Source organism: Acinetobacter sp. YH12218, assembly GCF_013417925.1.
GTDB lineage: Bacteria > Pseudomonadota > Gammaproteobacteria > Pseudomonadales > Moraxellaceae > Acinetobacter > Acinetobacter amyesii.
In genome coordinates, this window is the sequence record NZ_VPDB01000104.1 from 1 (window position 1) to 7176 (window position 7176).

At 37.5% G+C, this 7176-nt stretch carries 6 protein-coding genes; all 6 read right to left on the reverse strand.

Annotated elements, in window-relative coordinates; genetic code table 11:
* Nucleotides 1–900 precede the first annotated feature (900 nt).
* The 6 genes from FTV03_RS16495 to FTV03_RS16520 all read right to left on the reverse strand — a co-directional run bounded on the left by FTV03_RS16495 (nucleotide 901) and on the right by FTV03_RS16520 (nucleotide 6616).
* The gene (locus tag FTV03_RS16495; RefSeq protein WP_257220829.1) at nucleotides 901–1725 is read right to left on the reverse strand and encodes a hypothetical protein; all 825 of its coding nucleotides are present in this window, start codon (nucleotides 1723–1725) and stop codon (nucleotides 901–903) included.
* Nucleotides 1726–2037: 312 nt separating this feature from the next.
* Nucleotides 2038–2433: a DUF2971 domain-containing protein gene (locus tag FTV03_RS16500; protein WP_180042254.1), complete on the reverse strand. Its 396-nt coding sequence runs from the start codon at nucleotides 2431–2433 to the stop codon at nucleotides 2038–2040.
* Between the two features lie 48 nt (nucleotides 2434–2481).
* Nucleotides 2482–2670 (reverse strand): hypothetical protein, encoded by a 189-nt coding sequence (locus tag FTV03_RS16505; RefSeq protein ID WP_257220830.1) that lies wholly within the window; start codon nucleotides 2668–2670, stop codon nucleotides 2482–2484.
* Nucleotides 2671–3274: 604 nt separating this feature from the next.
* Nucleotides 3275–4291, reverse strand: a complete 1017-nt coding sequence (ilvC, locus tag FTV03_RS16510; RefSeq protein WP_078192867.1) for a ketol-acid reductoisomerase — start codon at nucleotides 4289–4291, stop codon at nucleotides 3275–3277.
* A gap of 109 nt (nucleotides 4292–4400) precedes the next feature.
* Entirely contained in the window at nucleotides 4401–4892 is a 492-nt protein-coding gene (gene ilvN / locus FTV03_RS16515) for an acetolactate synthase small subunit (protein ID WP_078189625.1), read from the reverse strand.
* Nucleotides 4889–6616 carry an acetolactate synthase 3 large subunit gene (locus FTV03_RS16520; protein WP_168378448.1) on the reverse strand — a complete coding sequence of 576 codons (1728 nt, stop codon included), beginning with the start codon at nucleotides 6614–6616 and terminating at the stop codon, nucleotides 4889–4891. The genes ilvN and FTV03_RS16520 overlap by 4 nt, the downstream gene beginning before the upstream one ends.
* Between the last annotated feature and the right edge of the window lie 560 nt (nucleotides 6617–7176).

Below are 7176 nucleotides of genomic sequence, written 5' to 3' on the forward strand. Positions count from 1 at the left end.
CTCGGTTAATTAAGGCTCGGTTATAGGATGACCAATTGGTTGTACGGTAGATTTTAGAGGCAGGCTTATTCATTTTGAAATTATATTGCTGAAAAAGCCTTTACAGATAGGTTTGTGCAACAAAGCCAAATCCAATTAATTTCACTTCCCCTAGGTGCTGACTCATTCTTAATCATGTTGAGAAAAAAAGAACCTAATATGGAAATTTCACACGAATATCCATGTAATATTATTTTTTACAAATATTTAAATTATGTGTTTGTAATATATTAAATATTTTTAATTTTTATGTTTTTATTTAATTTTCCTCTTTATCCCAAATTTTGGGGATTTTTTTCATATCCCTATTTTCAGGCATAACATATCTAATTGTTTTTATTAACCTTAACCATATTAAAAATAATATAGACTGTTACATATTTCACCAAATATTTGCGAAATAGTTCAAATTAATTTTCAAACAAACCAATAATATTTGAATATTCAACTATATTAATAGTAAAGGCCGATTAAATTTTATTTTTAAATAGAATCTCGAATGTATAATCACTACTTTCAGGTATGTCTTTTGAAACGCAATACAAGAATTACGTCACCAAATACTGAGCCTTTGTATTAAATTACAGGTTTTGAAACACGTCTTAGTTTCCAATGTTAAGCTTTTGTAAATCATATTTTCTTTCTTTAAATTTCAGTTTTTTGTTTTTCAAATTTTTAGAATCTCATTTATTACATGAAATATCATGTATGTTAAAATTCAGTCCCTCTCTTTCAACCCTCTTTTTACTTTGATTTTTTATTCAAAATACTGACTACCTCATTTAAAAGTATCTACATTCATCTTTAGAAAATTCTATAAATAAAAAAAGCCCCAAGTTATGGGGCTTTTTAAAATTTAACTTACTCACTGACTGGATAAAGCAATCCTTGATCGACTCGAAAGATTTGACCTGATCCAAAGTCGATCTGCTGCAACTCTCCTTTTAATTTTGGGAAGCCAGCAATTTTTTCCAATTGTGGTGAGCGTTGAAAATTTTTCGTTTTAGGATTGTACATCCAATAAATAAATCGCTTATCTTCTATTTTTCGACCATCAGAGGTATCCGAAAGTACAACATCATAGTATCCATCAAAGTTTACATCTAAGAATCCGATACTATTCCCAAAAACATTAAAGCCTTGTAATGACTGTAGTACTTTGCCATTTGATTTATTAATTACATCTACGCGCTTTAGAGACTTGCCATAGGGCTGATCTGCGGATTGCACCCCATAAAACTTAAACAGCAGGATAGGTTTATCTGCAGCTTTAAACGCAGGTTCAAACTGTAAATAACTTGTAGATGGTGGTACCGTTTGTTCAGTCAGTTCAGCTTTAAACGATCCTGTATTTGCATTCAATGTTCCTGCCAATCGATAAGCTGTTACCGCATTTTGTTCAGTCACAACATTGACTGAGTTCAAGTCAATAAAATCTGCTTTTTGAGTCCCTTTAAAGTTAATTTGTTTGGGCTCTTGCAAATCAGTCAAAGTCCCGTGCGGATTCCATATGCCAGCATACAAATCTAAGAAATAACGCCCTTCAGTAGAGCGAAGCATCCGCTGCATGGATATCCGAACATCAGGTAAAGGCTTTAACTCAGACTGTGCTATATCTGAAACTTGTGCAAAACTCACCACAGGTAGACAAAGAGCGAGTAAGAGAGAGAGTTTTGATATTTTCATTGCAATTACACACTCCATGCAGCATGAATAATGCCTACTCTATCACAACCTAAATTCAACTCAGCTGACACAAATATAGGAGTTTTGAAACCACCCATGACTCAAAACCATCAAATTAAATTTGATTCACTTTTAAAGACCATGTTTCCAAATCTAATGAAATGCATTTCAAACTAATATTAGATTCAACACATAGATCTTTCAGCAATTCACACTGATCTCTTATGATCAATTACTGGCTTCACAAGCTCTTGTTTTCTTCTAAGATCAATATATGCATTTTTCCCAAAATATACTTCAAAAAAGGCTTCTTCAGGCAATTTTAACGTATAAATTGGACGCGTTTGCAATTGGGACTCTTTGCCAAAGTTGGTCATTGATATATGCATGTGTTTTTGTAGAAAAGTGATACCCGAATTGAGCATCGCTAATATTCTTTACAATACGTACTTCCTCTTCGTATGCCCATTCCTGCATTTTATAAAGCAAACCATGCTTTATTAAAACTTCTTCATTATCCCAATTTAAAATATTTGAATTTCCTACAGACATTAATTTTTCAACACTTGCCACATTGGCCTGCTTCGGCGCTGTTTTTAAATATCTCAACTCCCCTTTTGTTGAAGGAATAATAAATTGATCACCATCTTCAAGGCCTGCTTTGCATGTGTCTATTCCGATCACGACACCTTTTTTAACTATCCCCATAATGTGGCCAGATGAGTAGATTTAAAGCAGTTCTAGTCAAACTTAAAATCACATATTTTCTAGAAAACTGATTTCGGAATGCCCTACTGCTACCGATGTCGGTACATCCAAATCATAAAAACCAAAACCAGTGCATTCAAATGGGTCATTAAAATCTTCTAAATGTGAAAAACCTAGAGATTTTGTTTTCAAAATCGTTAAAGCAGCTTCAAAACTCACATATTTATATAAAATCATTATTCTAACCCACGCTAATATTGGGTTCCTTGTATCATAAAACTCAAAAGATAATTAAATAAATTCTTTTCTTTGCTTACGATTTTGTTCGATTGGATCCAAAGTATGAACGAGTACAAAACATTGTTTTGTACGAAGTACAACGAGGCAGCACACTGTTCTGAGTGACGCGTAAGGAATGAAAGCACTACTTTTCTATTTTTAAGGCACGTAACTTTAAATATTAAAAAACCCACTCAAAATGAGTGGGTCTTCGTATTCAAATCAATTGATTCAAGAAATTAGTTTTTCTCTTTATCAACGATTTTGTTTGCTTGGATCCAAGGCGCGAAAATGATGAAAGTATCGCTTACATCATTTGAGGCTCGTAGCCTTGATGCCGTCTTTTATAAGGGATAAAAAAGCCCCTGTTAAAAACAAGGGCTTTTTGACTTAGATATCAGAACTTCGTTCTTTTCTTTGTCTACGATTTTGTTCGCTAGGATCCAAGGTACGCAAAAATAGAAAAGTATGCTTTTCTATTTTTAAGGCACGTAACTTTAGATATTAAAAAACCCACTCAAAATGAGTGGGTCTTCGTATTCAAATCAATTGATTCAAGAAATTAGTTTTTCTCTTTATCAACGATTTTGTTCGCTTGGATCCAAGGCATCATCGCACGTAACTTGTTACCAGTTACTTCGATACCATGCGCCGCGTTTTGACGACGACGAGCAGTCATAGAAGGATAGTTCAACGCACCTTCTTGGATGAACATCTTCGCGTATTCACCAGATTGAATACGTTTAAGCGCATTACGCATAGCTTCACGAGACTGTTCGTTGATTACTTCAACACCAGTTACGTATTCGCCATATTCAGCATTGTTTGATACTGAGTAGTTCATGTCCGCGATACCGCCTTCGAACATTAAGTCAACGATCAATTTAAGTTCGTGTAGACATTCGAAGTAAGCCATTTCTGGTGCATAACCAGCTTCAACCAAAGTTTCGAAGCCCATTTTAACCAATTCAACAGCACCACCACAAAGAACTGCTTGCTCACCGAAAAGGTCAGTTTCAGTTTCTTCACGGAATGAAGTTTCAATAATACCAGTACGACCACCACCCACACCTGAAGCGTAAGAAAGCGCAACGTTACGTGCATTACCAGAAGCATCTTGGTGAACAGCGATAAGATCAGGTACACCTGAACCACGTTGGAATTCTGAACGTACAGTATGACCAGGCGCTTTTGGAGCAACCATGATTACGTCAAGGTCAGCACGTGGAACAACTTGGTTATAAAGAACAGAGAAACCATGAGCAAATGCTAGCGTTGCACCTTGCTTGATGTTTGGCTCAATTACGTCACGGTAAAGTTGTGATTGGAACTCATCTGGAGTCAAAATCATAACTAAGTCAGCTTGAGCTACAGCAGCAGGAACTTCTGAAACTTTAAGACCAGCATTTTCAGCTTTTTTCCAAGAAGTAGAACCAGCACGTAGACCTACAGTTACGTCAACGCCTGAATCTTTAAGGTTAAGCGCATGAGCATGGCCTTGTGAACCATAACCAATGATTGCTACTTTTTTGCCTTGGATGATAGATAAGTCTGTGTCTTTATCGTAAAAAATTTGCATTGCTGTCTCCGCTAAAATGCTTTTGTTTCCTTTAACTTGATACCGTGATTCTGTTTGATTATTCACGTTTCAAGTACCTCACCCATAGGAGTGAGGTGAATATATAAAATTAGATAGTTAAAACTTTTTCGCCACGTGCGATACCTGAAACACCTGAACGTACAACTTCTAGAATTGTATTTTCAGCTAAGGCATCAATAAAACCATCTATCTTTTCAGTTGTACCTGCGATTTGAATGGTATATGTCGTTGGTGTTACGTCTACGATTTGTCCACGGAAAATATCCGCAGTACGTTTAATTTCTGCGCGCGCTGAACCAAGTGCTTTGACTTTAATTAACATCAATTCACGTTCAATATGAGCACCTTCAGACAAATCAACAACTTTAACAACTTCGACAAGCTTGTTGAGTTGTTTGGTGATTTGTTCAATTTTATGCTCATCGCCATACGTGGTTAAAGTCAAACGCGAAAGCGTCGGATCTTCTGTTGGCGCTACGTTTAATGTCTCAATGTTATAACCACGCTGAGAGAATAAACCTACCAAACGTGAAAGCGCACCTGCTTCGTTTTCTACAAGTACAGAGATAATATGTCTCATTGTGTGCGCTCTCCTTTGCCTAACCACATATCTTTCATTGACTGGCCAGCAACCAACATTGGATATACATGCTCTGAACGGTCAACCATCACGTTAATAAACACGCACTTGTCATTGATCGCCATTGCTTCAGCAAGCTTCGATTCGAGTTCATCTGCATGATCAATTTGAATACCCACATGCCCATACGCTTCCATTAATTTAGGGAAGTCAGGAAGTGACTCAACATAAGAACTTGAGTGACGACCTTCGTAGTTCATGTCTTGCCATTGCTTAACCATACCTAATGCACGGTTATTCAAGCATAGAATTTTTACATTCAAGCCATATTGCTTACATGTAGAAAGTTCTTGGATACACATCTGAATCGATGCTTCGCCAGTAATACACACTACTTGTTGATCTGGGAAGGCAAGTTTTGCTGCCATAGCATATGGCAAACCTACACCCATGGTTCCTAGACCACCTGAGTTGATCCATTGACGTGGACGTGTGTATTTGTAGTAAAGCGCACCAAACATTTGGTGTTGACCAACGTCTGAAGTAATGATGGCTTGGCTATTGGTAATTTTATCCAACGCTTCAACAACTTGCTGTGGCTTCATTGAACCATCAGTTGGTTTATCATAGTTCAAACCATGAACTTGACGCCATTCATTGATTTGTTTCCACCAAGCCGCGATATCTTCGGGATTTGGTTTAGACACATTCAATTGCTTTAATTGAGCCAACATTTCAGTCAATACAGGCTCTACTGCACCCACAATTGGGATGTGCGCCATAATTGTTTTTGAAATCGTTGCTGGGTCTATATCAATATGAATGACTTTCGCATTTGGACAGAATTTCGCTGGATTATTGGTTACACGGTCATCGAAGCGCGCGCCCACACACAGAATCACATCTGCATTGTGCATAGTCATATTGGCTTCGTAAGTACCATGCATACCCAACATGCCGATGAATTGTTCATCATTGCCCGGATACGCACCAAGACCCATTAAGGTACTGGTTACTGGATAACCCAGTAAATGTGCAAGTTCTGTCAACTGTGCAGAAGCATTGCCTTGAACCACACCGCCGCCTGAATAAATAATTGGGCGTTTAGCATGAATCAATTCATCAATTGCTTTACGAATTTGACCTGAGTGACCACGATGCGGCGGTTGATACGAACGCATTTTCACTTTTTCAGGATATTCGTAAGCAAATTTCTCTGCAGGATTCGTCGCATCCTTTGGAATATCAACGACAACAGGACCCGGACGACCACTTGAAGCGATATAAAATGCCTTCTTAATAATCGAAGGGATTTCGCTTGCATGACGTACTTGGAAGCTGTGTTTTACGATTGGGCGCGAAATACCAACCATATCCGTTTCTTGGAACGCATCCTCACCGATAAGATGGCTTGCAACCTGACCTGACAAAATCACCATTGGGATTGAGTCCATATAGGCAGTTGCAATTGGAGTTACGGTATTTGTTGCACCCGGACCAGATGTCACCAGTACGACACCTGTTTTACCTGTGACACGTGAGTAAGCATCAGCCATATGACCAGCAGCTTGCTCGTGGCGCACTAGGTAATGATTGATTTTTTCTTGTTGAAATAGCGCATCATAAATATGCAGTACTGCGCCGCCTGGGTATCCAAAAACATGTTCAACGCCTTCGTCCGCTAAAGCGCGTACGAGCATTTCACCACCAGATAAAAGTTCCAACGTGATTCACCCTAATCTTTTTTCACGCACAAATGGAGGGCATTTGTCGTGGTTAATTCATTAACTGTGTGCTCTGTTATAGCACACAAATTTCATAGTTTTCATAGCAATAAGAAAAAAATCTGACCTGCTTGCTGTTTGAGCAATATGGGGTCTAAAACATGTTGGGATAAACATATTTTGTTGGCTTTGTTCAACCTCTCGGCTAGAGAAGAAGTCCATTGCTAAAATGCACTCATTCGAAGGGTGATCGATCTAAGGCATATAAAACTAAAGACAGCATTTTTGTAGTTTCAACCATTAAAGTCAAGTTTAAAAATCGGCTTTTTTCTGATTACTTACAGACCGTTTGTTTTTTAAGCACTCTCTCTTTCTTTGTATTCTTTGTAGTTTGTTTATTTATAACCAGTTAGCATGTGTTTAATAAAATACTTTAGGACTTACGCATTGACGGATTCAAAAAAGTATTAAAATACTTTATAAAGTATCTGTGATCAGACGAATTAAAAATGCTTCTACAGCAACTTGTACTCTACCCATTTATATGGGCTTTCTCATGA

Coding starts and splice junctions, on each gene's coding strand:
- FTV03_RS16495 (WP_257220829.1), bottom strand. CDS start 1,725: ATGAAAATATCAAAACTCTCTCTCTTACTCGCTCTTTGTCTACCTGTG.
- FTV03_RS16500 (WP_180042254.1), bottom strand. CDS start 2,433: ATGGGGATAGTTAAAAAAGGTGTCGTGATCGGAATAGACACATGCAAA.
- FTV03_RS16505 (WP_257220830.1), bottom strand. CDS start 2,670: ATGATTTTATATAAATATGTGAGTTTTGAAGCTGCTTTAACGATTTTG.
- ilvC (WP_078192867.1), bottom strand. CDS start 4,291: ATGCAAATTTTTTACGATAAAGACACAGACTTATCTATCATCCAAGGC.
- ilvN (WP_078189625.1), bottom strand. CDS start 4,892: ATGAGACATATTATCTCTGTACTTGTAGAAAACGAAGCAGGTGCGCTT.